This window comes from Pseudomonas sp. 05N36 (assembly GCF_056397385.1).
Genome location: NZ_JBFTNH010000016.1, coordinates 159,365 through 180,474 on the forward strand (window position 1 = coordinate 159,365; position 21,110 = coordinate 180,474).

The 21,110-nt window shown below is 60.2% G+C and carries 26 protein-coding genes; all 26 read right to left on the bottom strand.

Annotation, left to right across the window (positions count from 1 at the left end):
• Positions 1 to 13: 13 nt before the first annotated feature.
• Positions 14 to 481, bottom strand: a complete 468-nt coding sequence (gene recX / locus AC1DIH_RS20150) for a recombination regulator RecX (protein ID WP_477773015.1) — start codon at positions 479 to 481, stop codon at positions 14 to 16.
• An 8-nt stretch (positions 482 to 489) separates the two neighbouring features.
• Positions 490 to 1,542, bottom strand: coding sequence for a recombinase RecA (recA, locus tag AC1DIH_RS20155; RefSeq protein WP_477769288.1), 1,053 nt, complete (start codon positions 1,540 to 1,542; stop codon positions 490 to 492).
• An 83-nt stretch (positions 1,543 to 1,625) separates the two neighbouring features.
• Positions 1,626 to 2,126, bottom strand: coding sequence for a CinA family protein (locus AC1DIH_RS20160; protein ID WP_477773055.1), 501 nt, complete (start codon positions 2,124 to 2,126; stop codon positions 1,626 to 1,628).
• Between the two features lie 82 nt (positions 2,127 to 2,208).
• The gene (locus AC1DIH_RS20165) at positions 2,209 to 2,745 is read right to left on the bottom strand and encodes a lysis system spanin subunit (RefSeq protein ID WP_477773016.1); all 537 of its coding nucleotides are present in this window, start codon (positions 2,743 to 2,745) and stop codon (positions 2,209 to 2,211) included.
• Positions 2,727 to 3,290, bottom strand: a complete 564-nt coding sequence (locus tag AC1DIH_RS20170) for a glycoside hydrolase family 19 protein (protein WP_477773017.1) — start codon at positions 3,288 to 3,290, stop codon at positions 2,727 to 2,729. The genes AC1DIH_RS20165 and AC1DIH_RS20170 overlap by 19 nt, the downstream gene beginning before the upstream one ends.
• Positions 3,291 to 3,305: 15 nt before the next feature.
• Positions 3,306 to 3,914, bottom strand: a complete 609-nt coding sequence (locus AC1DIH_RS20175) for a tail fiber assembly protein (protein WP_477773018.1) — start codon at positions 3,912 to 3,914, stop codon at positions 3,306 to 3,308.
• 7 nt (positions 3,915 to 3,921) lie between these two features.
• Entirely contained in the window at positions 3,922 to 4,962 is a 1,041-nt protein-coding gene (locus AC1DIH_RS20180; RefSeq protein WP_477773019.1) for a phage tail protein, read from the bottom strand.
• A gap of 133 nt (positions 4,963 to 5,095) precedes the next feature.
• Positions 5,096 to 5,611 (bottom strand): phage tail protein, encoded by a 516-nt coding sequence (locus tag AC1DIH_RS20185; protein ID WP_477773020.1) that lies wholly within the window; start codon positions 5,609 to 5,611, stop codon positions 5,096 to 5,098.
• On the bottom strand, positions 5,608 to 6,771 hold the full coding sequence (locus tag AC1DIH_RS20190; protein WP_477773021.1) for a phage tail protein: 1,164 nt from the start codon (positions 6,769 to 6,771) through the stop codon (positions 5,608 to 5,610). Before AC1DIH_RS20190 ends, AC1DIH_RS20185 begins: the two co-directional genes overlap by 4 nt.
• A gap of 10 nt (positions 6,772 to 6,781) precedes the next feature.
• Complete coding sequence (locus tag AC1DIH_RS20195) at positions 6,782 to 7,381, bottom strand: YmfQ family protein (RefSeq protein WP_477769298.1); 600 nt, start codon at positions 7,379 to 7,381, stop codon at positions 6,782 to 6,784.
• Complete coding sequence (locus AC1DIH_RS20200) at positions 7,369 to 8,409, bottom strand: baseplate J/gp47 family protein (protein ID WP_477773022.1); 1,041 nt, start codon at positions 8,407 to 8,409, stop codon at positions 7,369 to 7,371. Before AC1DIH_RS20200 ends, AC1DIH_RS20195 begins: the two co-directional genes overlap by 13 nt.
• On the bottom strand, positions 8,399 to 8,797 hold the full coding sequence (locus tag AC1DIH_RS20205) for a phage GP46 family protein (RefSeq protein WP_477773023.1): 399 nt from the start codon (positions 8,795 to 8,797) through the stop codon (positions 8,399 to 8,401). The genes AC1DIH_RS20200 and AC1DIH_RS20205 overlap by 11 nt, the downstream gene beginning before the upstream one ends.
• The gene (locus AC1DIH_RS20210; protein WP_103315485.1) at positions 8,797 to 9,306 is read right to left on the bottom strand and encodes a phage baseplate assembly protein V; all 510 of its coding nucleotides are present in this window, start codon (positions 9,304 to 9,306) and stop codon (positions 8,797 to 8,799) included. The genes AC1DIH_RS20205 and AC1DIH_RS20210 overlap by 1 nt, the downstream gene beginning before the upstream one ends.
• Before the next feature lie 191 nt (positions 9,307 to 9,497).
• Positions 9,498 to 10,538: a phage baseplate assembly protein gene (locus tag AC1DIH_RS20215; protein ID WP_477773024.1), complete on the bottom strand. Its 1,041-nt coding sequence runs from the start codon at positions 10,536 to 10,538 to the stop codon at positions 9,498 to 9,500.
• Between the two features lie 3 nt (positions 10,539 to 10,541).
• Complete coding sequence (locus tag AC1DIH_RS20220) at positions 10,542 to 11,780, bottom strand: DNA circularization protein (protein WP_477773025.1); 1,239 nt, start codon at positions 11,778 to 11,780, stop codon at positions 10,542 to 10,544.
• Complete coding sequence (locus AC1DIH_RS20225; RefSeq protein WP_477773026.1) at positions 11,767 to 13,284, bottom strand: phage tail protein; 1,518 nt, start codon at positions 13,282 to 13,284, stop codon at positions 11,767 to 11,769. Before AC1DIH_RS20225 ends, AC1DIH_RS20220 begins: the two co-directional genes overlap by 14 nt.
• Positions 13,285 to 13,414: 130 nt before the next feature.
• The gene (locus tag AC1DIH_RS20230; RefSeq protein ID WP_054595954.1) at positions 13,415 to 13,711 is read right to left on the bottom strand and encodes a phage tail assembly protein; all 297 of its coding nucleotides are present in this window, start codon (positions 13,709 to 13,711) and stop codon (positions 13,415 to 13,417) included.
• Entirely contained in the window at positions 13,708 to 14,055 is a 348-nt protein-coding gene (locus AC1DIH_RS20235) for a phage tail tube protein (protein ID WP_054595953.1), read from the bottom strand. The genes AC1DIH_RS20230 and AC1DIH_RS20235 overlap by 4 nt, the downstream gene beginning before the upstream one ends.
• A 66-nt stretch (positions 14,056 to 14,121) precedes the next feature.
• Positions 14,122 to 15,618, bottom strand: coding sequence for a phage tail sheath subtilisin-like domain-containing protein (locus tag AC1DIH_RS20240; RefSeq protein ID WP_477773027.1), 1,497 nt, complete (start codon positions 15,616 to 15,618; stop codon positions 14,122 to 14,124).
• Positions 15,618 to 15,800, bottom strand: coding sequence for a DUF2635 domain-containing protein (locus AC1DIH_RS20245; RefSeq protein ID WP_054595951.1), 183 nt, complete (start codon positions 15,798 to 15,800; stop codon positions 15,618 to 15,620). Before AC1DIH_RS20245 ends, AC1DIH_RS20240 begins: the two co-directional genes overlap by 1 nt.
• Positions 15,797 to 16,381 (bottom strand): phage tail terminator protein, encoded by a 585-nt coding sequence (locus tag AC1DIH_RS20250; RefSeq protein ID WP_477773028.1) that lies wholly within the window; start codon positions 16,379 to 16,381, stop codon positions 15,797 to 15,799. The genes AC1DIH_RS20245 and AC1DIH_RS20250 overlap by 4 nt, the downstream gene beginning before the upstream one ends.
• A 182-nt stretch (positions 16,382 to 16,563) precedes the next feature.
• Positions 16,564 to 17,580 (bottom strand): phage late control D family protein, encoded by a 1,017-nt coding sequence (locus tag AC1DIH_RS20255; RefSeq protein WP_477773029.1) that lies wholly within the window; start codon positions 17,578 to 17,580, stop codon positions 16,564 to 16,566.
• Positions 17,581 to 17,589: 9 nt separating this feature from the next.
• Entirely contained in the window at positions 17,590 to 17,802 is a 213-nt protein-coding gene (locus tag AC1DIH_RS20260) for a tail protein X (RefSeq protein WP_477773030.1), read from the bottom strand.
• Entirely contained in the window at positions 17,795 to 18,178 is a 384-nt protein-coding gene (locus tag AC1DIH_RS20265) for a phage tail protein (protein WP_477773031.1), read from the bottom strand. Before AC1DIH_RS20265 ends, AC1DIH_RS20260 begins: the two co-directional genes overlap by 8 nt.
• Complete coding sequence (locus AC1DIH_RS20270; RefSeq protein WP_477773032.1) at positions 18,178 to 20,166, bottom strand: phage tail tape measure protein; 1,989 nt, start codon at positions 20,164 to 20,166, stop codon at positions 18,178 to 18,180. The genes AC1DIH_RS20265 and AC1DIH_RS20270 overlap by 1 nt, the downstream gene beginning before the upstream one ends.
• Before the next feature lie 341 nt (positions 20,167 to 20,507).
• Positions 20,508 to 21,095 carry a phage tail assembly protein gene (locus AC1DIH_RS20275; RefSeq protein WP_477773033.1) on the bottom strand — a complete coding sequence of 196 codons (588 nt, stop codon included), beginning with the start codon at positions 21,093 to 21,095 and terminating at the stop codon, positions 20,508 to 20,510.
• Between the last annotated feature and the right edge of the window lie 15 nt (positions 21,096 to 21,110).

Below are 21,110 nucleotides of genomic sequence, written 5' to 3' on the forward strand. Positions count from 1 at the left end.
CGGGCCCTTTCAGTCAGTCATCCATTCCTCGGCCGCTGAACAAGCGGCCAATCATTTCCATGGAGTATCCCCGATAGGCGAGGAAGCGCCCTTGCTTGGCGCGCTCGCGGGCGTCTATCGGTAAATGCCCGGCAAACTTGCGTCGCCAGGTCTCCTCCAGGTTTTCTTGCCAGCTGATTCCGCTTTCACGCAGGGCGAGTTCGATATCGGCACGCTGCAAGCCACGCTGGCTCAACTCTTCGCGGATGCGCGCAGGGCCGTAGCCGGAACGGGCACGGTAGGAAACGAAGCTTTCGAGGTATCGGGATTCGGACAGCAGCCCCTCTTCCGTCAGACGGTCGAGTGCAGTATCGATCATTTCATCAGAAGCGCCGCGCTGACGCAGTTTACGCGTCAGCTCGACTCGACCGTGCTCGCGTCGCGCGAGCAGGTCCATTGCGGTTCGCCGCACCGCGACGAGGGTATCGAGTACGGCGGTCATCGGATCAATCAGATATCAGCGTCAGCCAGATCATCTTCGGTCTCTTTGACCGGAGAAGCCTTGACGTCAGCAGACGGCGTCAGCAGCTTGTCGCGAATCTGCTTCTCAAGGGTGGCAGCGATGTCCGGGTTGTCCTGCAGGAACTTGGCCGAGTTGGCTTTACCCTGGCCGATCTTGCTGCCGTTATAGGCATACCAGGCACCGGATTTTTCAACGAAACCGTGCAGTACGCCAAGGTCGATCATCTCACCGTTGAGGTAGATGCCCTTGCCGTAAAGAATCTGGAACTCGGCCTGACGGAACGGCGAAGCCACCTTGTTCTTGACGACTTTGACGCGGGTTTCGCTGCCGACCACTTCGTCGCCTTCTTTCACCGCGCCGGTGCGGCGGATGTCCAGGCGAACCGAAGCGTAGAACTTCAGCGCGTTACCACCGGTGGTGGTTTCCGGGCTGCCGAACATCACGCCGATTTTCATCCGGATCTGGTTGATGAAGATCACCAGGCAGTTGGCGTTCTTGATGTTACCGGTGATTTTACGCAGCGCCTGGGACATCAGACGGGCTTGCAGGCCCACGTGCATGTCACCCATTTCGCCTTCGATTTCAGCCTTCGGAACCAGGGCCGCCACGGAGTCGACGATGATCACGTCAACCGCGTTGGAACGCACCAGCATGTCGGTGATTTCCAGGGCTTGCTCGCCGGTATCCGGCTGGGAAACCAGCAGGTCGTCGACATTGACGCCCAGTTTGCCGGCGTATTCCGGGTCCAGGGCGTGCTCGGCGTCGACGAATGCGCAGGTCGCGCCGGCTTTTTGAGCCTGGGCGATCACGGACAGTGTCAGCGTGGTTTTACCGGAGGATTCAGGACCGTAGATTTCAACGATACGGCCTTTTGGCAGACCGCCAATGCCGAGCGCGATATCCAGACCCAGAGAGCCAGTGGAAATAGCCGGGATCGCCTGACGGTCCTGATCGCCCATACGCATTACGGCACCCTTGCCGAATTGACGTTCGATCTGACCCAGGGCCGCAGCCAAGGCTTTCTTCTTGTTGTCGTCCATTAAAGTCCTCACGTAATCAATAAGGCCTGACGGCCAACACCTGTATAAGTAGCCAGTATTATTCCACAGCGTTTCGGGATCGCCTACCCCTCATTTGAGATTTCTCCGGAGGCATACTGCAGCAACCCCTCTAGCGCGGCCTTCACCGTTTGTCGGCGGACGTCATCGCGGTTGCCGGTGAAGTATCTGCACTCCGAATACACGGCATCTCCGACCGCCCATGCCAGCCACACGGTGCCCACCGGCTTGTTCGGCGTACCGCCGTCCGGCCCCGCAATACCGCTGACCGCCACGGCAAAACGCGCGCGACTCTTGTGCTGGGCGCCGCGCACCATGGCTTCGACCACTTCACGGCTGACCGCCCCGACCTCGGTGAACAACTCGGCGGGCACATTCAACTGCTGGGTCTTCTGGCGATTGGAATAAGTGACGTAACCCGCCTCGAACCACGCCGAGCTGCCGGCAATCCGGGTGATCGCTTCGGCGATCCCGCCGCCGGTGCAGGACTCGGCCGTGCTGACATGCGCATTGAGCACCTGCAAACGCCGGCCTAGTTGCGCGGCAAGCTGGGTGATTTCGTTCACGACTCTCTCCTTGATCAGGCGGGCATGCGCACTACCGTACACGAGCGAATCACGCTTGCAAGACGCAGGCTAGATCAAAATGTTAGTGAGCAAGCGCTCTGACATACGCCTGACAGGCCTGCAAGGCAATCAGTCCGCGGTCGCCTGCGTCGGTGATGCCGATAATTCGTTGAGCATGCGCCGGCTCAAGTCGGGCTCGTAGGGCTGCATGAACCACGCCGCAGGTGCCGGAGGCGGCTGACACGCCACAACCGGCGTCGGCATCACGGGGGTCGACAAGGACTGACAGGCGCAAATCAGCAGTGGCAAGACGGTCGCGCAGGCGACCTTGATCACGTTGTGCATCGCTCAAGGCCTTTGAATAGGTTTGATCACTGGCCTGAAGACGCTGCTCCAGGGCCAGGCGCTTGTCCTGTTCGGCGCGTTGTTGATTCGCCGCCGCCAGGGTCAGTTGGTTCAGCGTCTCGCCGTGCAACCTGGCTTGTTCCGCCAGTTGCCGACCGTAACGCCAATCCTGAAGGTGCCAGGACACTGCCGCGGCACCGCCAGCCACAATGGCCAGCAGCACAGCAACGCCGATCACCCGGTACGGAAGTGGTATCAGACCGAAGGCTGGCATAACACCGCCCTCGCCCGCGTCCAGAGCTGCAAGCGTTCTTCCAGCCCATTCAACCCGCCGTTGATCCGGCGGGTGATGCTGTTGAACTGCTCACGATCGGCCAGTTCATTCAAACCGTTCAGCTCCCAGAACCAGGCCGCCGACTCGGCCGCCCATTGGGGCTGCTCGAGCAACTCAGGCAGGGTCAGCAAACGCTCATCCCCGAACAGCCCAAGGCTGCATCGACGATAGTTGTCGTGACCGGTGATCTGAATCAGCCCGCGCCCGCGATAACGCTGACCATCACCGTCAGCTTCAGGCGTGTTGCCCAAGCGGACGGCCAGCGCGCCGGTGTCGTACTTGCTGAGGTATTGGTCGTTGCCCAACTCACGCACATACCGCAATTGCCCCGATTCATGGCCGATCTGCGCAAGGAACGCGGCGATGCGCTTGGGGGTGTTGATCTGGTGGCGATCCATGGCGGTGTTGAGGGCAGAAACGAAAACGCCCGCTTGGAGGCGGGCGTTGGGCATTATCTTGAGCAGTTGCCCTTCTGTTACAGGCATGAGGATGTCCTTGATTTACTTTTGTTTAAGGCCGAACAGCGAGCGCAGTGAATTCGTCGATTCCTTGGGTTCGGATAACGTCAGAACCGGCCACTCGACTTCCAGGGGGTACCCTGCTTGCTGTTCGATGCGGTTCAAGGCAATGCAGTAGCGTTTCCAGTCCTGCAGTGCGGATTGCTCCTGTTGCGTGGCATCACCCAGATCGACGGCGTATTGAAGGGGGGCGATGCGCATGGCGGCGTCGCGCAAGCGGCTGTCTCGGTCTTTCAGAACACTTGCCAGTTCAGCCGCTTCTTTCGCCGATTGATCAAGTTGCCAGTCGCCATCGAGCCAAACGTAATACTGACCGGGCCAGGGTTTATCGGTGAAGCCATCGGGTAACTCACCCAATTGTTCCCACGTGATCGATGCGCCTGTTTGCGTTTGAAATACGGTGCCGCGACGGTCACGCAATGCCTCGGGAACACCATTAACCCAGCCCCATGCAAAGCCGCTTTCGGGTTCGGCAAGTTCGTGAGATAACTCGACGGCATTACTCGGCAATTGCACGCCGAGACCCGGGACGACAGGAAACGCAATCGGCCCAATCAACTCACGGGAGTTATTGATCAAGTAGTTAAACATTGGAACCTCAGATCAGTTTGATACGACTGGGATAAGCGACGTTTCGAGGACGTGTCATCCCCCAGTAGTTACTGGAAATACTCTCCGCAGACGTGGCTGAACAATAGTAAATCAGCCCATTAAAGTTAGTTGGGTCAGCCCCCACAGTGGCGAGATTCCCAATGCCCTGCACCGCCGGTGCCGAACCGTTATCTCCGGTGATGTTCGTACCTGATTGCCAGGTACCTGCACCACGCGATACATCCACACCTCGATCTTCATCAAGAACCCGGATAAATTCTCCCTGTGCCTCAGGCAAGCGAAACGTCGCAACCCCATCACCATAGGTCCAGGCTCCACCGCGATCCGACTCGGAGCGCAACATTCCTGATTGTTTTGCGTGATCCCACAACCAGGGCCAATCAGCCCGGTTAAGAAGCTTTCCATTCAAAGCTCCGTATCCACCGGGACTAAACAGAGTCGTAGTTTCAAAAAACATGCGCCCCAGAGCGGCTCCGTCATAACGCCCTACGGGCCACCAGCTACCAGCACCATCGCAGCGTAAATGCCACCAGTCCCCAGCTCCCATCAACACCAGAAACGCATAGCCACTTGCACGAAGGTGGGTGTGAAACTTGATGGTATCCGTTCCTGAACACTGAACAACCAAGCGGTTACCGCTGTTGTCCACGCGTCGCAGGATGACGTCACGAACCCCCAAGCCCGCATTGGCCGCTGGCAACGTAATGGTAACGGCCTCGGCCCCTCCATTGACCAGTACAAGCCCTAACTCTTCAGGCGCCAGCACTTTGGAGCCGGCAATATTCATCACCAACGAAAGCATCGGACTCGCCTTCGCCATAATTACTTGCATTGCCTTCAGCAACTGACCGTTATCCGCCTCAGCCGGTGCCAACCCAGCGCTCGTAATAACCGCCAGCAGTTCCTGGGTAACACTGTTACCCCACGTCGCGGGAATCAACGATCCCGGTGTTCCGGAAACCACGTTTTCATCAACGAACTTGCCATTCACCAGCCCTACGCCGGGTGTATTTTTTGGATAATCCATAATGTTTGTCCTCCAGCCTTGTTTGACCGGGATACTTGAACGAATCGAAAAAACGCCCACTGAGTTAGTGGGCGTCAGGCACAGCTTTCAAGAGACTCATACTCTTCGTGAGCCGGGGCTAACCCGCTGCGCTCTACTGCGACAGATCGCTCCCGACGTTACGCAGGGCCAGAATGGCTGCATCGCACACTTCTTTGGCCCGTTCTGTCTTGCCCTTGGCGACTTGAGCCCTGATCCGTTCCTTGGCTTTCAAGCGTAGGGCGCGCAGGGTCAACAAACTGTTATTGAACCCGGCATACTTACCAAGAATGTCGTCGGCTGCCTCTTGGGCTGTTCGGCCTTTGATGGCCCACGCGCTCACGGACAGCGGGACAGCTTTTTGGGGGTAACCCGCATCCTTGAACGCCTGCGCGTCGGCGGCAGCGCTCGCATATTCCATCGCGCGCAGCGGATCACCGGTCAGAGCCTTACGGGCGCTGTCGGCCGCCGCATCCACTTGGGAACAAAGGGCTTCCGTTTCCTGGCGCTCCGTCGCTGTCACTTTGGCGGGATTCAGCACCCATTCGACGCCATCCCAGTCATGGGCTGTAGAAGGCTGGGCGGGGCGAAGTTCGTCTTCAAATTGATGCATTTCCTGAATGACTTTCATCGGATCAGCTCCCAGGACAGATTGACGTTTACGGCGTTCGAAAAATTGACGGCAATGCCGACGCTGTAGTCGGTGAGCGCTTGGTGACTTTTTATGCCCATACTGAGCAGCAGTTCATCACTTTCAGCGCTGGTGGAACCCAGCGTGTGCTCTGCCTGATACACCTGCCAAAGAGAGCGAAGTTGTGAGTGATCAAAACTGGCGGTCAGTGCCGATACCGTTACATCGTTTAAAACATTGCTGGTGAACAGCATGCAGGGGGTCGGGTTTGCCGGATCGGCCCAGCCCACAGCATGATTGGAACTTGATGGTGATACTGGAGACAGGAAGCAATAATTACCGCCTACCCAGCCTGCCTGCGGAAAAGCCAGCGAGGTGATTGCGGTCGGGGAAGGCGTGGGGTTGCCGGCAACCAGACGCGCAGCACGCGCATGTGGATCAAGCGGCAGGTAAACCACACCTGTGCCATTCACAGTCTGAGTCCAGGTCAATCGCGCACGGTTATAGATTTGGCGTACCGTAGGTAAAGTTCCCGGTGCACCGGTCACTACCCAGGCAAGACACATATCCAGCGGTGTGGACTGAAAACCACCCCCGGCCGCCCCATTCACGGTGCCCTTCAGTGAATCCGGGGCACCGTCATAGATAGTTCCCCGCTGCATGTAGAGCGTCAGCACACCACCCATGATCTGAGCCCTGAGGAAGTACCCCGAGTTCGGCAGCAAATCTGCACTGCTCCATGCCGTTGTCATGACGGTGCGCGACCGCCCCAACTGCCCTGCCAGCACTTCCTGACCGATGCTGATGTACACACCCGCCGGAATCGATACCTTCCCGCCACTGGTCGAAATGGCTGTCGGTGTCACCGGCAGACGCGCATCAGCTGTCGCCACCGTCGGCAAAGGTAACGCCGCAATGGGCAATGCCAGATCCTGATTCCAGCCCTTGGCCGTGACGCTCTGAATCGCCTGCAACAACTGATCGTTTTTCGTCTCATCCGGGGTCAACTCGCCCGCCTTGATGACGTTCACAATCTCCTGGGTGACACCATTACCCCACGCCGCCGGAATCAGCGACCCCGGCGTTCCGGTCAGCGGGTTTTCATCGACAAACTTGCCGCTGATCAACCCGGCGCTGGGTACACTCTTCGGATAATCCATTTCCTATCCCCTAGTCATAATTGATATGCACCAGCGTATGCGCCGGCGCACTGCGGTGGATCAAACACTCCAGCGCCGAGCCCGGGTTCATGCCAAAGCGTTCGCCCCAGTAACTGGCACCGAAGCGCCGCCCCAGCAGCAAGCGACCGCCTGTGTTGAGGGTCCACATGAACTGCGCCTGCCAGGTACCGAAGTGCGCCGCACCGAAACGCGAGCGGCCCATGCGTGGGGCTTCGAGTTCGGTGATGGTGGCGTTCGGGTAGCCCTGGGTGCGGGCGATTTCGACGAAGTAGCTGATTGCCTGGCTGCCGACCGCGAGCAGTCGCCGGCGTACCGCGAGGCGGCGGTCGTCGAAGAGCGGGGTCAGGCCCAGGCACGGATCGGGCAGGTTCATCACCCGCTCCCAATCCGGCACCAGTTCGCTGACGCCGGCCGGGTCCATTTCGTTGAGCAGGTCGGCGGCGCGGGCGTCGAGACGTGCCAGTTCCTGGGAGACGCCCTCCAGCACTTGCTCCAGTTCCGGCACCCGCTCCGGGTCCCAGGCCGGGCCGCTGGGCAGCAGGCTGCGCAGTTGGGCCTGGTATTGCTCGGCGGTTCTTATTCCAGCCATACGCAGCCTCCGAACGTCAGCAGCTGATTGCTCGCGGCCGTAACGTCGGCGGCTGGCGCGACCAGTTTGTGATCGCTTTCGCCGGTGGCGCTGCTGATGGCTTCGGCAATGTGGGTCAGCAGCAAGGTTTCACCGAGCCCGGCCTCACGGTTGTGCAGGTCGCGCAATTGCGCCTCGACGGCGGCGCGTACAGCGCTGGTGTCAGGGGTCAGGCGCAGGTTGTAGGTCACCGGCAACTGCACCGGCGCCAGCACATGCAGCTCGGCAGTGACCGGGCGCAAAGGCTCGATGTATGCCTGGACCAACGCCAGTTGTGTCTCATCCGGAACCGGCTGCGGGTCATCGTCACGCATGACGAACAAACCGACGGTGCCTGGCCCCAGATAGCTGCCACGACACCAGGCGCGGGTGATTCCCGGGCACTCCAGCGCCCAGGTTTCATAGTCTTGCGCCGAGCCGCCGTGAGGGATGATGCGGTACGAGCGGATCACCCGCGAGCGCAGCGATTCGAGGCTTTCGCGGGCAATGCCGCCGGTCAGGCCCGGCGCCAGCACGGTGAAGACGCCACCGATGCCCTGGATCGGTTGCACCGGGATCAGCGTCATGCCCGCATCGGCATTGCCGAGCGATCCGGCGTCCAGCGCGGCGATGGTGGTGCTGTTGAGACCATTGCCGGTGGTGAGCGCGGCGGTCACTTTGTAGGTGCGACCGTCGCTCGATTGCAGCAGGGTGTCGACATCCAGCACCGCGCCCACCGTGGCGCTGAAGCTGACGGCTCCGCGAGCGGATTGCGCCGCTTTACGCGGCTGGTTGAGGCGTAGCGCGGCGATGCGTTCCAGGGTCGGTTCATCGGCTTTGTCCGGCAGAATCTGCTCGGCGATCCAGTCCAGATAGCCATACAGGCCAAAGGCTGCACCGCCGAGGGTTCGGGCCAGAACTTGCGCATCGGACTGGCGCAGCGAATCGCTGGCCAGGTCGCTTTGGGTGCGCTTGATCAGCACCGGCAGCGAAGGCGTTTCAAACGGCATAGGTCACCTGCCAACTGTGTTCAGGGTTGATGTCCAGACGCTCACCGTCGGCCAGGGTCAGGACCGTGCGCAGGTTCAAGCCCTGGTCGTCGAGGCGTTCGCTGAGGATCTCGATGGCGCTGCAATGGCCGTCGTCGATCAGCCATTGCAGAGCTTCGCGGGCATAAAATTCGGCGTCGAGCTGGGTCTGCCGGGTCAGCTTGACTCGGCGCAGCAGCCACAGGCGCGAGCCGATTCGGTCGTCGGCCACCGTGGGAAAACTGTCGCCCCACCAGCCGAAGCGTTCGTCGTCATCGAGGAAGTCATCGTCGGCGGCGCGGCGCCAGGTGAAGAGGCTGATCAGCACCGAACGGGTCAATGCGGTTTTGAGGTCATGACTGATAAACATCACTGGCCTCCTGCGGGGGCAGCGGTCTGGCCGTTGCCCGGCTGGACGCCCGGATGCACGTGTTTGATTTGGCTGATACCGCCGGCAACCTGGTCCCCCTGGGAGACGATCTTGCCGGTCTGGGTCAGGGTCGGCGTGTCGATGTTCACAGCGCTGCTGGCGCGGATGTTCAGCGTGCTGGTTTCGATGTCGATGATCCGGCCGCGCTTGAAGTGGACCTTGTCCCCTTCGTCGGTGTAGATCGCCACTTCACCGGGTGCCAGCGCCTTGAGGCGATAGCGGCGATCGGCGACCACCAGCACCACGGCGTGGGAGCGATCCCCACCGAGAAAGGTCGCGATACCTTCGGCGCCGGCCAGCGGGTTGCTGGTGAAACCGTAGGGCTCGAAGTGCTCCATGTCGTCGTTCACTTCGCCGGCAGTCAGGCGCATTTGCAGCGATTGCAGCTTGGTAGCCGAATTGGCGAGCACGACGGTGCCGCGCGCCAAGAGGCGTGTCAGTAGGCTCATTGGGTTTTCCTTGAATATCGGGTGAGGCCCGGCGGACGATGCACCCGTAGCAGCTGCCGAAGGCTGCGTTCGGGCGCGTAGCGGCCGTGAAACCTGTATCGACGATTAACCTGAAGTACCGCAGTGCCTGAATTCACGACTGCTGCGCAGCCGAACGCAGCCTTCGGCAGCTGCTACGAATTTATGTGGACTCAGGATTTTGGGGGGACCGGGTTGGCGTCGAAGGTATGCGGCGGCGCCACTTGCAGGGTGGTGATGGAGCCCTGCTCAGAGAGCGAGTAAGTGACCTTCGAGATCAGCATGTCCTGATCAAAACCCAGCACCTTGTCGATCACCCTGACCTGCGTGTTGTGCCGCCACAAATCGCCGTTGGATTGCCGCCAGCCCTGCACCCGGTAGGTTGTTGTCAGGGCCTTGCCAGTGCGGGTGGCGCTTTCCCAATCGGCGCGTTGCTGCGCCAGTTCCGTCGTCAGTTGCGCACTTTCGCTGATCACCGTGACCCGTTTGCGTTGGGCCGTAGCATCCGTCGCCACACCTGACACCTCACTCACTGCGCTGCCACTTTTGCTGTCGCTGCCCTTGTGCTGGCCAATCACCCGGTATTCAGAAAAGACCTGGCTGAAATCCATCGGCGCGTTGGCCGAGAGAATGTTCTTGCCCAGTTCCAGCACATCACTGGCCCGCCCGCCACTGCCGGGTTTCGCCAACAGCACACGGCCTTCGGCATCGTCGGTGGAGAACACCCGATACAGGGTCAGCAAGCGGTCGATGGACTGAAACACCGTTTCTCCTGGGACGATGCTGTGTTTATTCAACTTGGCGGTTTGTGCGATCTCGCTGACCACTCCCACGCCATAAGGCGATGCCAGGGCCTGGACGATGCTCAGCACGCTTTGTTCCTGCCATTGGCTCGGACGATTGATCGCCGCACAATCCACCAGGTCCCGGGTCAGCGAACTGCCCTCGATACTCAGGCTGATCTGCTTGCCGTCGTAACTGACCGGTGCCTTGTAGACGTGCCCCGTGAGTACCAGATCGCAACCGATTCGCACTTGGCAACGCGAACCGGGCTTGATCGGCACCGCCAGGGTTTGCCCCGGCCATTGCCAGGTGATGTTGAGTGTGAAGGTGCGGAACTGACGCTCCAGGTCCGCACTGATTTCCACGCTTTTCCAGCCGCCATAATCCAGACCGTTAACGGTCAGGCTGACGGCGTTTGCAAGGTCGGTCATGGTCTACTCCCGGGCGATTTGCAGGCCGCCCGGGGGCAGGAATCCAAAGTGGATCACCCCGTTGCGTTGCGTCACTTCACTCACCCGAGTGGCATCCCCCAGGTATTTGTAGGTGAGCACCAGTGCCGGCATGCTCTGATTGGGAGACAACGTGATCAGCCGCACACCGGAAGATGCCACCGCCGTGAGATGCCCGAACAGTTGCTGGCGCATGGCATTGAGCGCTTGATAATGCACGGCGTCCGCCTTGAGCGCGGCTTGCCAGATCGCTTCATTAAGCGCATCGCGCAAGGTCAGCACATCGTCGGCCACCGGCACGTCCACCCGCTGCACCGGTTGCACCGCTTGCTGCGCCAGGGACGGCGTGGAGTTCAATTTGACCACCGGGGTCGCCACCGGCATCCGCGCCACCTGATAACCGAGCTTCACCAACAACGCGTCCTGCACCAGATTGGCCATGGCCTGAGCCGCCGCCACCGTGTCCTTGCCAGTGGTGAGCTTGGGAGCGTCGATCTTTTTCACCGCTTCAACCTGCTGCGAAGCGCTGGCGAGCACGCCACGGTAACCCTCACGCGCGAAGTCCCCGAGTTCCTTGATGTCCCCCAGCAACCCCTTGAACTCCGCGCTCACTTCCCGGGGCAGTTCCTTGATCGCCTTGACCAGCAAACTGAGCTCCTTGTAGGTCTCGATCACCTCTTTGAACTCATGCTCGATGACCTCGTAGACGTCTTTGAGGCTGTCGCGCAGTTCCTTGATGCCGATCCGCGCCGCCTTGATGAGGCTCATGGCATCTTCGAAGCGGCGCACCATCGATCCCAACAAACTGTCGGCCGACACCAGCAATTGCTCGCGAGTGTTGACCTGAGCGGTGGGGAACTGCAGCGGTTGGTCGGGGTAGAACTTCAGGGCGAACGTCACCAGCCCGCCGTCCTGACGGGTCTGGGTCATTTCGCATTCGCCGACCTTGACCTGCATCCGCCCCAGCCACGGATGAACCAGTTCACCCGCGCCCTCCTCCAGCGCCTTGAGCAGTTTGTCACGCTGCTCCAGGCAATCCGGTCCGACGATAAATGCCGTCAGGTCGTGGATCTTCGCCTGTTGGCCAAGGCCCTCGAAGAACGGCTGGTCACGCTGGGGATACTCATGCAACTGACCTTTCTGGCCGACCGGGGTTTTCGCCTGATCGACCCAGAATCCGACGCCGCGAAACGACGCCGGCAACAAACGATCACGCCAACTCATTGGAACCTCCTAGAGACAGTGAGCGATAGCCAATCTGCGACGTCACGGCCAGGCCAGGCTGGTTGGTCTGTGGTTGATCGGTACGCATGCCGGCCGGTGCATTTTCAAAGCGCACCGTCAGGCCGCCTTCCAGTTGCGCGCGGTTGTTGGCGGCGCTTTGTTGCACCAGCGCGTTGGAGCCTTTAGGCAAATCGCCGGGCAGCGACGATTGATCGTTACTGGCACCGAAAAACGCTGGCGCCAGTTCACCTTTGCCTTCGGCGTTGGTTTTCCGTTGCGCCTCGGTCAAGCCTTCGACCTTGCCGGTGATCTTCGCAATGAAGCCACTGACACTGCCGCCGAACAGGTCCTTGATCGGTTCGATAATCGCCTTGAGTTTTTCCCATAGCCCACTGAACCACGCGATGATCGGCGTCCAGTGCTCGGTAATCATCTGCATCGGTGACCAGTCGAACAGCGTTTTGAACAGTTCCCCGACCGGGGCCGTGACACTGGTCAGCGAGTCCCACAAGCCAGAGAAGAATTCACTCAGTGGCTGCCACGCCGCACTGACCTGCGCCATCGGCGACCAATCGAACAGGCCTTTGAAGAAGTCCACCACGGGCACGGACAATGCCCGAAGCAAATCCCAGATCGCTGAAAACAATCCAACCAGCGGTTGCCAGTTGTTAACGATCATCCCCAACGGAGTCCAGGAAAACAGCGTCTTGAAGAAGTCGATGACCGGCACAGCAACGGCTTTGACCCCTTGCCAAAGCGAACTGAAGAAGCTGCTGATCGGACGCCAGTTGGCGATGATCATCCCCAGCGGCGTTAAGGCGAACATCGTCTTGAAGAACTCGACCATCGGCATGACAACCGGTGCAATCTCTTGCCAGAGCCCGGCGAAAAACGCCGAGATTGGTTTCCAGTTCGCAACGATCACCCCGGCCACCAACGCAATACCCATGGCAACCAACATCAGCGGACTGGTCTTGAGCACCGTGCTCATCAGGTCAAGCGCTTGTGAAGCCCCCGTAACCGCCGATTGAATGGCAGAGAACGCGATAGCGCCCGCGGCAATGCCCTGGACCAGTTCCGGGTTGTCGTTGAGCAACGTTCCGACGCCATTGAGCAACGGCTCGAGACCGACCACCACCGCGCTGACTGCTGGCAGTAACGCGGCGTCAACCGCAACCGAGACCTTGTCCATCGAAGCGCTGAAAACGTTCAGGTTTTGCGCAGCACTTTTGGGCACGCTCGGTACATCGACGCTTTTTGCCGTCTCACCGACCTCAGCCAATTTGCCCTGGAACGCTGCCGCCGACTTGATACCTTCGACGAAGGGCGTGACCACGCTGCCGCCCTTGAACAAGCCGCTGATGTCCAGCCTGCCTATACCGGCCTGCTCAAGGTTGGTTTTGAAGCCATCGACTTTCGCCCGAAGATCCTTGAGTTTGGGTGACAGTTCATCGATGCCGGTCAGCAAGACCGCTTTTTTCTCAATCTTTTCTGTCTCTGCCATCACTGCACCTGCTGCATCGCATTGATCCGTTGCGCGTGCTCCAGTGATTCGCGGAGCACGTCCAGTGGCCTGGCCATCATCTGTTCGGGGTCAACCTTCCAGAACCAGGCCAGGTCATAGGCGACAGCGATCAGGTCGGTGATGGCGCCGATGCCGCACTCATGAAAAAACTCGCGACAGCCCAGCTCAGCGCGTTGAGGTCAGCCAGGTCCAACTGGTTGACCGACGACGGCGGGATGCCGGCGCAAACCGCGATGTATTTGGCCGCGACGTCCATGTCCAGGCTGACTTCTTCGCTTTTGTCGATCTTGTACGGCAGCGCCTTGATCGCCCGCACCTCCTGCACCGTCGGACGGCGCAGGGTCAGTTCGGTCAGCGGCTCGCCGTGGGCCTCGATGGCCACTTGCAGCTTCACGGCTTGAGTCATTGCCAGGTCCCCTTCACACCTTCGAAGACCAGCGCGATAGACGCGTCATCGCCCTTGGAAATCGGCGCATCGACCAGGTAGGCACCGGCCAGTACGAAGACTTTGCCGTTGCTGAATTCGCAGGTGACGGTCATGTCGGTACCGGCGATCAGCTGCTTGAGCGGGAAGTCCGGGGTGTGCAGCGCCGTCACCTTGAACGACGGGGTGATATCGGTTTCCTTGTAGAAACCCGGCACCAGTGTTTCGCGTTTGGTGGACATCAGCGGCGCTTCGCAGCCACCGTTGATGGTCAGTTGAGCGCCGTCCACTTTGACGTAGCAGGTGCCCGCAATCAGTTGACCCATGGTGTTTCTCCCTTCAAAAAAAAGCCCACTCGAGGTGGGCTGAACTCATACAGTGAAACGCGGCACTCAGGCCGCGTTGTCGTACTGCAAACGGAATTGGTTGAGCAGTGCGAACACACGCAGGCCGTTGATGTAATCCGGCGGGAACAGCACGTTGACGCGGCTCGGGTCCTGGCTGTCGCGCTCGACGATCAGGTGCTCGGCGAACAGTTCGGCGTTCTCGACGTGACCTTCCAGTTCGAGCTTGGCGTACTGGGCGATCAGCTCACCGCGAATGGTGCTCGGGGTCACGATCGGCTGGCCGGCACCGAAACGGGTGCCGTCGGCGGCCAGTTTGTGGCGACCGTACTTGCTGGTGATCACGCTTTGCAGACGACGCACGATGAACGCCGACTGGTGCATGGTTTCGCTGTCCAGGTAGGAGTTGTCTGCCTGGCCGTATGCGTTTTTCTGATAGGTGGTGATCGCCCGCTGAATGCGCACGTAGCCGCCTTCGTAGTACGCGGTAGCGATGCCGTAGTTGAGCAGCGACTGGCGCTCGGTCAGGGTGAAGCGCTCACTGGCCGGAGCCGGTTCAACGCCCGGCAGGCTGCCGCTTTGGGTCGGACGGCTGGCGTCGGCAGAGATGAACACCGAGGTGCGCGCAGCCAGTGCGGCGGCCTGAACCCAGAACGGTTGAGGGACACCCAACTCCAGCGCCTGAATGGTCATGTGCTGGTCGTTACGGGTTTGGCCGGCAGCCACCAGGGTGCCAACGGTGCCGCGTTTGGCGGTGTAGACGTGACCGAACAATTGCTTGGCCCACGACCAACGACCGACGCTGTCATCCATGACGGCTTGCCAGGTATTGAGGGTTGCAGTGTCAGTCCACGGCATGCAGATGAATTCGAACGGCTCATCACCCAGCGCTGCGACTGCCGCTACTTGATCCGGCACGCCAGCACCACCGGCCATTGGGGTGATGGCGGTGGTCAGGCCAGCCGGTGTGTCTTCGCCATTGCTCTTGCCCAGGCGATTGAACTGCAGGCTGATGTCGTTGGCGCTGTCACCGGTCCATTTGGCAGTCAGGGTGATCACACCTTCAACCGCAGCGGCGGCGACCGGCAGATCGGCGCTGGCGTTGATTTTCAGAGCCAGTGCAGTCGCTGCCTGAGCCGCTGTTGCAGCGTTGACCACGGCCGCTTGAACACGCACGCCACCAACGTACAGGTTGAGCACACCGCTTTCCGTTGCGGTGCCAGTCAGGGTCACCACGCCTTTGGCAATGCTGCCCACGGTGTTCTGCAGCGGCAGGCACCAGATTTCGCCGACCGGGTCGGTCTTGCGCCAGGTCTCGTACATCGAGGCCAGCATCGAGCCTTGGCCGCCGATGCTTTTGGCCAGCGCCACGCTGGACACCAACACCAGTTTGCCGACATCGGCGCTGACGACGTTGTCGTTGACCTGAGCGACGATCAACCGGCGCATGGCCGACGACGCGCTATTGGCTGCCGAATTGTCCATCTCGGCGTAGAACAGCGGAACACGAATGTCCGCAGGAATGTTGCTGAATCCGATCGCCATTATTTGGCTCCCTGTGGTGTTGCCGCTTCCACGGCTTTGGTAGTGATATCGCCATCGGCCAGACGTCGACGCCACCAGGCGTTGTCCGGCACTTCACGGCCTTCGAGAGGCAACAGATCGCCCGCTTCCGGGTCGGGCACGGCACGGCCTTCGGCCGGCAGCACAGTGATGCGTTTGCTCATTGCTTTACGTCTCCAGAGAAAGTCAGTTCCAGGCGCCCGTCAGGCCCCGGACGTTTCAGGTTGGGGTCCGCCGGATCGATCGCATCGACCCGCACGGTCACCCCGGTAAAGGACGACAAGCCGTCCAGTTCACGCTCGTGCCAGCTCTCCGCAGGCTGACCTGGCAGATTGCGGCCAAGCTGAAACCCGGTAAAAAAGCGCAAGCGATACAGCACGCGGCTGCTATTGATGGAAACCAGTTCGCCGCCGTCGTAACCGACGGCGTCGTAGCCGCTACCGGGCTTGAAACCCACCAGTGCCCGCCAGAGTTCGGCGCGCAGGTCGTGCATCAGATCCAGCGCTTTTGTAGCGTCCGTGGTGTCGAGCACCAGGGTCACTTCAAAGCGGTCGCGGATCGGTTGCAGCATCAGGTTTTGCGCCACGCTTTTGCTTGCCAGATCGGCGAGCGGCGTGATGTAGGCGCAAGGGGTTTGCAGCGGTGTGTTGGCTTGCAGGCTGGCGAGGTCGATGCCGGCAGCCACCCGATTGGCCAGGGTTGGGCATTGCTCACGCAACTGCGTGAGGATCGGAGAGATCTTCATGGAGGCGCTCCAGAATTGAATGAAAGATGCCAGTCAGGAACCTGTGGGAGCGAGCCTGCTCGCGATGGCGGCCTGACATTCAAGATTGATGTTGACAGGCACACCGCTATCGCGAGCAGGCTCGCTCCCACAGGACATGCGTTCAGCAATACATCGCAGTCGACCCGAATCGGTGACGGGTGTTATGCCTTGGCGTCCAGGCAGGTCGCCTCGATCATGCAGCGGTAACTCTTCTCGCGATCGCTGCTGGCCGTGACCTTGTCGATCGACCAACGCCCCCGCATGAAATCGGGCCAGGAGGCATCCAGCAGCACCAGCCCTTCGGCGGACAATTGTGGATTGCCGGGGCAGTCGATCTTCACCTTGAGTGCTTCACGCATCATCCGGCGGACCTCGCCTTCGCCAGCGGCCTGTGCATCGCTTGCGCTTTGGTAGCGCTGGCGCATCGTCTTGAACGGCGCGATGCCACTCTCGACCACACGTACTTTGCCCGCCGCTGCGTCCCACCAGCTGGTCTTGCAACCCTGGTACTTCGCCCGGGCGGTTTCATCCAGGGTGGCAGAAATAAAGGCCTGATCGCCTGGACGATTGTTGGTCGTTACCGACAGCTTTACGTCTGGCAGGACCTTGCCTGATAACGATTTCGCCTGACCCCGTCGTGCCAGCACATACAGCTCGTTGACCGGCTTGGCGACAGCGTCGTGAAGGTAGGCCAGTCGGGTCAGAAACCCCATATCGGTTTCGTTGGACTGATCGATGTGCTCGATTTTTATCAGCGACAGGCCCGGGGCCACACGAGGAGAAAAACCGTGCCTGGACGTCAACTCACGAAACAGCGCCCCTAAGGTGGTCGGACCATGACTGACCGATCGGCGCTGCTTGAACCCGGTCTGATCCCCCGCACTGAACGGCGCCGCCGTGGCCACCAATGTCAGACGCAGTGGAAACAGGGTCGGCGTGCGCCGGGTAATGACGAACTCGCCTTTATCCACCAGCCCCGACTCCAGATAACCGACCCGCAGGCCGATTTTTCCACCGAGGCTGGGCAACCCTTCAAGCCCCTCCAGACTGATCGTGAGTGTCAGTTGATCGGACTCTATCCCCGCCGCATCTACGTGCTGCCAGGAGATCAACCGTTCGTTGAGCAACGCCGCGTTAGCGCCGTAAATTTCCACCGCTGGCGTGAAACCAAGTGACATGCTGCCTCCTTAATCCCAGGCCGAAACCGCTGCGATCGCAGCGGGTTTTGAGTCGAGTTCCGGCAGAACCACCCAGACACCCGCAGGTAATACCGGGCCCTGTTCGGCCAGCGTCGGATTGAGGCGCCACAGCGCCTCTTCGGCCGCATCGTCGCAACGATTGAGCTCGCGGTAGAGCAACAGATTCACCGAATCACCGGCAATACTTCGAACCCTACGCATTGGCGAACTCCGTCAATTCGATCACCCAGCCAACCACCATCGCGGTGCCGTCATCAATGACGTCACTCTGGGTCTCCGAGACCTTGTTGATCTGCCACAACCCCCAGTTGCGGCCGATGCCGTCAACCAACGGCAAAGGGATGCGCAGCGCCTGCAATGCACGCAGCTCATCGAGCCGCTCCATGGCCGTCGCGTACATCGACTTGCCCGTTATCGTCAGCCCTTGCAGGCCTTGGCCGATCTGACTGGATTTGGGTTTACTGGTGAGGATGTCGATGCTCTTCCAGCCGCCGTCCGAGGTGCGCACCAGGCTGTGGTAAGCGAAGTTTCTGGACAGGCCGAAAATAAAACTGCCCAACACCATTTGCTGGCGCATTACGTACCTCCATCGGTCAGGGCCGCGTCACTTCGCATGGCGAGTGAGTTGGGCATGGTCATTAGCCCGAATTGGCCCGTAATCTGTTGCACCACCAGGTTCGCCAACTGACTGGCGCTGGCCTGATCCTGGCCATTGATGTAGATGTTCGCGTTAACCGTGTTCTGCTGATTGCTCGTCTGGGCGTTGGTCAGGTCTTTGGCAGCCTGATCCGGAGGGGGGAGTTTGTCGGCGGGCGCTGCGAGTTTTTCACCCAGCCAGGCACCTGACTCACTGCCCATCCAGCCGCCTACCAGCCCGCCAAGAAGTCCTCCGATGGCTGTACCCAGCAGCGGAACGACACTGCCCAAAGCGGCACCCGCGACCGCACCAGCCGAAGCTCCCGCCCAGCCACCACCTGCAGCCCCAAGGCCTGCTCCCACCATCCGGGTGTTGCCGACAAGCAGACCCTCGGCCACATCAGCGACGGCACCGACTCCTTTCAATGGGCCGGGAAGCTTGCGGGGTATCGAACGCATTGAGGCAGTCAACCCGCCCCAGCGAGGAGTGCTCGCACGCGAGCCTCGCGGACTCACACGCACAGACGGACCGTTTCTGGGTTCTGGACTCCTGTTTGTCTCGCTGGCATTCGGTTTGTCCGTCCGGCCTTTGTTTCTGAAATCGTCGGAAATCGCCTCACCCAATCGATCAGGGAGCCGTGCGGCCACCCCGCCCAAGACTCGCTTGGCCAGCTGATTGGTCATCTCATCCACGACGGCCTTGAACAGCGCCCCCACCAGCGGTTTGATCGCCGCTGCAACCAGCACAATGGCAGCCGTGGTTTTCGGAGATGCTGCAGCCAATTCACTCAAGCCATCAACCAACGAACCAAGCGAGTGGAGCGAGCTATCCGTCACGGGCGCCAGAGCATTACCCGTGGCCACCGACAGACGATCATTGCTTGCATTCAAGACGTTCCACTGGCCTTGCCGGTTTTTCGACAGTGCAAGTGCGTCTTGCCTCACCGAGCCCTTGTCACCCAACTCCGACGTGGCGTACTGGGCTTTGTCTTTTACCTGCCAGAAGGCGCCATTCACATCGGTAAGGTTTTGCGCCATGTTCAGCGCGGCCTTATCACCCTCGCCAAATAGCGTGGAGGCAAGCGTCGCGCGATTCTCGGCAGGTTGCGCGTTCAAGGCCGCAAGCACCGACATCACCGTGCCAGGCGCGGCGTTCTTGTCACGCAAGCCGCTCGCCACCGCTTTCGGCTCCAGCCCCAGCTGCTTCCAGGCCGCTTGCTCGGTTGCCGAGGCCTGATCACCCTTGCCCATCACAGTGGTGATGCTTTTTAGCGCTACGCCGGCCTCAGCCTTTTGCGTACCGGTATTGAGCAATGCAGCCGTCAACGCTGCGGCTAGCGCAGGAGACAGGCCTGCCGCCGTTGCCGCAGCACCGTCACGCTGCAAGACGGCACCGATATCGGCCGCTTTCGCACCATTGGGTATCTTGCCCAGATGGTTGGTTGCATCCGCCAAGTCAAAGGTTTCAGCACCATTGAGCTTCATGGAGGTGCGCCAGCCGACCATCATCTCGGCGACATCCATGGCCGGCATTTTGAACGCCGACGCGGCGACGCCGGCGTCACTGGCGAAGCGCTGCAGCGCTAACTGTCGGTCCGACGCATTGGGCAGATCGCTTACGATTCCTGCCCTGGCAGCCAGACTTTCAATCTTCACCAAATCAACTGCCTTGGATCCCCCGGCCGCCACCAGCGGAGCGCTGGCGATGTGCTGGGTTGACTGCGCCATCTCTTCGCTCTGACGCGGGGTAAATTGGGCTGCCTGCTTCAGATCGGCCATGGCCGAATCCATCGCTATCGCGGGTTTGAGCAGGTCCGGCGGTTCGATACCGCTACCCGACTTGCCCGCACTCTTTTGCTCGCTGGCCGACTCACTCTTGGCACCGGTTCCCATCGTTTGGAACAACAATCGTTGCGACGAAAGCTTCAAGGTCAACGACTCGATAGCCGTCGTCAGCAGACTGAGCTTGAGCCCGACGTTTTCCAGCCCCAGACCGAGGCCAGACATCTGATCCCTGGCGGACGTGCCCGTACCTTGTGCTGACGCAACGCTCGTGGCTGCCGTAGTCAGGCTGGTATTACCGAACGCCAACCCGCTGTCGTTGAGGGCCGCGTATTTGAGCGAATATCTATCGTCCGCCATCCCGCTCTACTCCTGTTTCATGCCAAGGCGAGTGATCGCAATGTCGTAGCGGCGCAATGCCTTGCCAGCGTCCCACTCCAGAATTTCCGCCTCACTTACCGGGTAAATGAGCGGCACCACATCGAGGATTACTTCGATGTCGCGCTCCGAAAGAAGTCCGCCGGTTTGTTTAAAAAATCGTCGATGCGCACCTGCAACTGGGTCCAGTCGGGCACGGTCAGCGAGGCCAGGTCGGGAAGCATCAGGCCGGTACAGTGAGCGGTGATGAACTCGGCACGTTCCTTGGCCGTCTTCAGTTTTTTCATCGCCTTGGTGGCACGCAGCACCGGCATTTCCAGGGTCAGCGAAGTCATGCTGCGGCCTGCCACATTGAGCGGTTGCAGCAGTTGCACCTGATCGGGATCGTTGTCCGACACTTCGTCAGCCTCGGTAGCCTGCTGTAGAAAGTACGACGCCGGGCGGGTCGACATTTCGTGCACGTACTGCGCAATGCTCACGTAGTCCGGGCGTTTGAGCTGATCAAGTTCCTTGACTGACAGGCCGGTAGCCAATTTGGCCAGTTCGAAGAACTGCTCGTCTTCATCATCGCCAGCGCGGGAAAGCGCCTCTTTCTGTGCGGCATAGAACAGCGGCTGGAGTTGGATCTGCTCAATCTCGGATCCGTCATCACCGGTAATCGGCGACAACAGTTCATGTTTGGGTGGCATCCAGGACATGTAAGAAATTCCTTG

What these genes read in the sequence shown, in the direction of transcription:
- recX (WP_477773015.1), bottom strand. Translation starts at nt 481, where the DNA reads ATGACCGCCGTACTCGATACCCTCGTCGCGGTGCGGCGAACCGCAATG.
- recA (WP_477769288.1), bottom strand. Translation starts at nt 1,542, where the DNA reads ATGGACGACAACAAGAAGAAAGCCTTGGCTGCGGCCCTGGGTCAGATC.
- AC1DIH_RS20165 (WP_477773016.1), bottom strand. Translation starts at nt 2,745, where the DNA reads ATGCCAGCCTTCGGTCTGATACCACTTCCGTACCGGGTGATCGGCGTT.
- AC1DIH_RS20170 (WP_477773017.1), bottom strand. Translation starts at nt 3,290, where the DNA reads ATGCCTGTAACAGAAGGGCAACTGCTCAAGATAATGCCCAACGCCCGC.
- AC1DIH_RS20175 (WP_477773018.1), bottom strand. Translation starts at nt 3,914, where the DNA reads ATGTTTAACTACTTGATCAATAACTCCCGTGAGTTGATTGGGCCGATT.
- AC1DIH_RS20180 (WP_477773019.1), bottom strand. Translation starts at nt 4,962, where the DNA reads ATGGATTATCCAAAAAATACACCCGGCGTAGGGCTGGTGAATGGCAAG.
- AC1DIH_RS20185 (WP_477773020.1), bottom strand. Translation starts at nt 5,611, where the DNA reads ATGAAAGTCATTCAGGAAATGCATCAATTTGAAGACGAACTTCGCCCC.
- AC1DIH_RS20190 (WP_477773021.1), bottom strand. Translation starts at nt 6,771, where the DNA reads ATGGATTATCCGAAGAGTGTACCCAGCGCCGGGTTGATCAGCGGCAAG.
- AC1DIH_RS20195 (WP_477769298.1), bottom strand. Translation starts at nt 7,381, where the DNA reads ATGGCTGGAATAAGAACCGCCGAGCAATACCAGGCCCAACTGCGCAGC.
- AC1DIH_RS20200 (WP_477773022.1), bottom strand. Translation starts at nt 8,409, where the DNA reads ATGCCGTTTGAAACGCCTTCGCTGCCGGTGCTGATCAAGCGCACCCAA.
- AC1DIH_RS20205 (WP_477773023.1), bottom strand. Translation starts at nt 8,797, where the DNA reads ATGTTTATCAGTCATGACCTCAAAACCGCATTGACCCGTTCGGTGCTG.
- AC1DIH_RS20210 (WP_103315485.1), bottom strand. Translation starts at nt 9,306, where the DNA reads ATGAGCCTACTGACACGCCTCTTGGCGCGCGGCACCGTCGTGCTCGCC.
- AC1DIH_RS20215 (WP_477773024.1), bottom strand. Translation starts at nt 10,538, where the DNA reads ATGACCGACCTTGCAAACGCCGTCAGCCTGACCGTTAACGGTCTGGAT.
- AC1DIH_RS20220 (WP_477773025.1), bottom strand. Translation starts at nt 11,780, where the DNA reads ATGAGTTGGCGTGATCGTTTGTTGCCGGCGTCGTTTCGCGGCGTCGGA.
- AC1DIH_RS20225 (WP_477773026.1), bottom strand. Translation starts at nt 13,284, where the DNA reads ATGGCAGAGACAGAAAAGATTGAGAAAAAAGCGGTCTTGCTGACCGGC.
- AC1DIH_RS20230 (WP_054595954.1), bottom strand. Translation starts at nt 13,711, where the DNA reads ATGACTCAAGCCGTGAAGCTGCAAGTGGCCATCGAGGCCCACGGCGAG.
- AC1DIH_RS20235 (WP_054595953.1), bottom strand. Translation starts at nt 14,055, where the DNA reads ATGGGTCAACTGATTGCGGGCACCTGCTACGTCAAAGTGGACGGCGCT.
- AC1DIH_RS20240 (WP_477773027.1), bottom strand. Translation starts at nt 15,618, where the DNA reads ATGGCGATCGGATTCAGCAACATTCCTGCGGACATTCGTGTTCCGCTG.
- AC1DIH_RS20245 (WP_054595951.1), bottom strand. Translation starts at nt 15,800, where the DNA reads ATGAGCAAACGCATCACTGTGCTGCCGGCCGAAGGCCGTGCCGTGCCC.
- AC1DIH_RS20250 (WP_477773028.1), bottom strand. Translation starts at nt 16,381, where the DNA reads ATGAAGATCTCTCCGATCCTCACGCAGTTGCGTGAGCAATGCCCAACC.
- AC1DIH_RS20255 (WP_477773029.1), bottom strand. Translation starts at nt 17,580, where the DNA reads ATGTCACTTGGTTTCACGCCAGCGGTGGAAATTTACGGCGCTAACGCG.
- AC1DIH_RS20260 (WP_477773030.1), bottom strand. Translation starts at nt 17,802, where the DNA reads ATGCGTAGGGTTCGAAGTATTGCCGGTGATTCGGTGAATCTGTTGCTC.
- AC1DIH_RS20265 (WP_477773031.1), bottom strand. Translation starts at nt 18,178, where the DNA reads ATGCGCCAGCAAATGGTGTTGGGCAGTTTTATTTTCGGCCTGTCCAGA.
- AC1DIH_RS20275 (WP_477773033.1), bottom strand. Translation starts at nt 21,095, where the DNA reads ATGTCCTGGATGCCACCCAAACATGAACTGTTGTCGCCGATTACCGGT.